The 2,546-nt window shown below is 63.9% G+C and carries 2 protein-coding genes and 1 pseudogene; all 3 read left to right on the top strand.

The window, feature by feature from the left end:
- A pseudogene (locus EN906_RS30570) lies at positions 1-411 on the top strand (glycosyl transferase); the annotation flags it as partial.
- A 188-nt stretch (positions 412-599) separates the two neighbouring features.
- Entirely contained in the window at positions 600-1,526 is a 927-nt protein-coding gene (locus EN906_RS30565) for a lysylphosphatidylglycerol synthase domain-containing protein (protein ID WP_127270649.1), read from the top strand.
- A gap of 44 nt (positions 1,527-1,570) precedes the next feature.
- A partial coding sequence (locus EN906_RS30560; protein WP_245484361.1) for a glycosyltransferase family 2 protein occupies positions 1,571-2,546 on the top strand: 976 nt, incomplete at its 3' end.

The raw sequence follows: 2,546 nt of genomic DNA, 5'->3' as shown, positions 1-2,546 counted from the left end.
ACTTTTCCCCTTGTCAGAACAATGAAGACGCCGATCGCCATGAATGGCAAGCTGCTTGGCGACGAACTGGCGCGGTTAGCGCAGCCGGGCGACCTCGTCGTCGCCATTGCGCCCGAGGTCGGCGATCCCGTCGCCGTCTACTACAGCAGAGCGCGCGGCTGGGTGTTCCCGCCTGGCGGCGGCGATGTCGAATGGTCGAAATTCGTAGCGGACGATGCCACCGCGATCGCGCAGCTCGAGGAATTGCGCGCGCAAGGCGCGGACCTGTTCGGCACGGCCAAGAACGCCGCGGACAAGCAGGACCGGCTGTTCCTCGAGCATCATGACGGGGTCATCGACTATCTCGGCAAGACCGCAACCAAGCTTGTGGATTCGGACGATTTGCTGGTCTATAGGATCAGCCGTCCATAGAACCGCGACAGTCTGGGGCTGTGGGCCTTGGACAGGATATTGTCCCGACGGTTCGGCGGTCGCGTTCTCCTGCCGAAACTCGGCAAGCCGGTGGGCCAGGCGAACCGATCCCCGATGGCGGTAGGGATACTCGGGCACCACGCGGTGCTGCCATTTGAACTCGGCGGTGGAAACCGGCGGAGAATTGGTTGAAAAGAGCAATCTCAATAATCGTGACCCTGGCCCTACTAGCGTGGGTCGCCAGCGACTCGCGCTGGAAGATGGTGGGCGATGCTTTCGCGAGCATCACGCCCGGCGCTTTCGCGGCCGTGGCGCTTGCGCTGTTCGTCACCTACGTGCTGCGCGCGCTGCGCGTCTGCGACGAGTTCCGCGAGGAGGTGCATGGCCGTTTCGGCGCCTGCCTGCGCGTCATTCTGATCCACAATGCGATGATCAACGTCGTGCCCTTCCGCGGCGGCGAGACGGCATTTCCCCTGCTCCTGCGCCAGGTCTTCGGCATACCGATCATGCGTGCCAGCGCCTCGCTGCTGTGGTTCAGGCTGCAGGACGCCTTCGTCGTCGGCGTGCTGGCCCTGGCTGTGTGGCCGGGCCTGCATCCGGCGATAAGAATCGCGGGCGTGGCCGCGGTAATCGCTGCCGCCTGGTACCTGCCGCGCTGGGCGCGTGCGCCGCATGACTGGGCAGGCCGCGGCAAGATCGTGGCGAAACTCGGCAGGCTGCGCGATGTCTTCACCGAGGCGACCGGCCGATCGCGTTATGGCTGGTGGTGGACGATCGCCAATTGGTCGCTGAAGCTCACTGTGCAGGGATGGTTGCTGGCAATGCTACTGGGGACATCCTTTTCGACCGCCTTTCCAGGCGTCGTCGGGGCCGAAGGCGCCGCCATACTACCGGTGCAAGGCGTCGCCGGCTTCGGCACCTACGAAGCGGGTGCAGCGGCGGCGCTGCTCACCTCCGGCATTGCCATGAAGAGCGGCCTTCAGGCAGCGCTGGCATTGCATCTGTTCATCTTCTGCTCGGCAATCGCCACGGGTGCGATCGCCTGGCTGTTTCCCTCGAAATCGACACTGCCGGGGAACCCGGCCGTCGGCCCTGCAAGGAAGCCATCCCTATGAGCGTATTGCCCATCCCTGCTTCGGGACTGCCTGACGGCGCGGTGATGCCGGACCATACACTGTCCATCGTCGTGCCCATGTACAACGAGGCCGAGAACGTCGAACCGCTGCTGGTGCGGATTCACCAGGCGATGGAACGCTACGGCCAGCCGTGGGAGGTCGTGCTGGTCGATGACGGCAGCACCGACGCGACGGTGAGCGAGATCAGGCGCCTGGCGGCGCATTACGGCCCGCATGTGCATGCGGTCGAGCTGGTGCGCAACTACAAGCAAACCGCCGCGATGCAGGCCGGTATCGACGCAGCGCGCGGCGACGTCATCGCCACGATCGACGGCGACCTGCAAAATGATCCCTACGACATTCCGCGTATGGTCTACCGCCTGTTGAGCGAGGATCTCGACCTGGTGGTGGGCTGGCGCAAGGATCGCCAGGAAGGTTTTTTCATGCGCAGGCTGCCCTCGCGCATCGCCAACGCGCTGATCGCGCGCGTCACCGGGGTGCGCCTCAAGGACTATGGCTGCAGCCTCAAGGTCTATCGCGGCAACGTCATCCGCAGCGTCAAGCTCTATGGCGAGATGCACCGCTTCATCCCGGCATGGCTGGCCACGGTGACGACCCCCAGACGCATCGCGCAGGAAGTGGTGACGCATCACGCCCGCATCCATGGCCAATCCAAATACGGCATTTCGCGCACCTTCAGGGTCGTGCTCGATCTGGTCTTCATGTACTTCTTCATGCGTTATCGCACGCGGCCCGGGCACTTCTTCGGCGGCATCGGCATCGTGCTTGGCGCTCTGGGTTCGCTGATCCTTGCCTACCTGCTTTGCCTGAAGCTGCTTTTCGCCGAAGACATTGGAACGCGACCGATGCTGTTCACCGGCTTCTTCCTGCTCATCGCCGGGGTGCAGATGGTGACGTCGGGCGTACTGGCTGAAATGCTGGCACGGGTCTATCACGAAGCGAATGGAGCATCGGCCTATGTCGCGCGGCCACATCCGGCGCGCAGTGACAATGACGGCT

The sequence above is a fragment of the Mesorhizobium sp. M7A.F.Ca.CA.004.06.1.1 genome, assembly GCF_003999135.1.
Taxonomy (GTDB): Bacteria; Pseudomonadota; Alphaproteobacteria; order Rhizobiales; family Rhizobiaceae; genus Mesorhizobium.
Note: the sequence above shows the minus strand (reverse complement) of the source record. Positions and strands in the feature narration are given on the sequence as shown.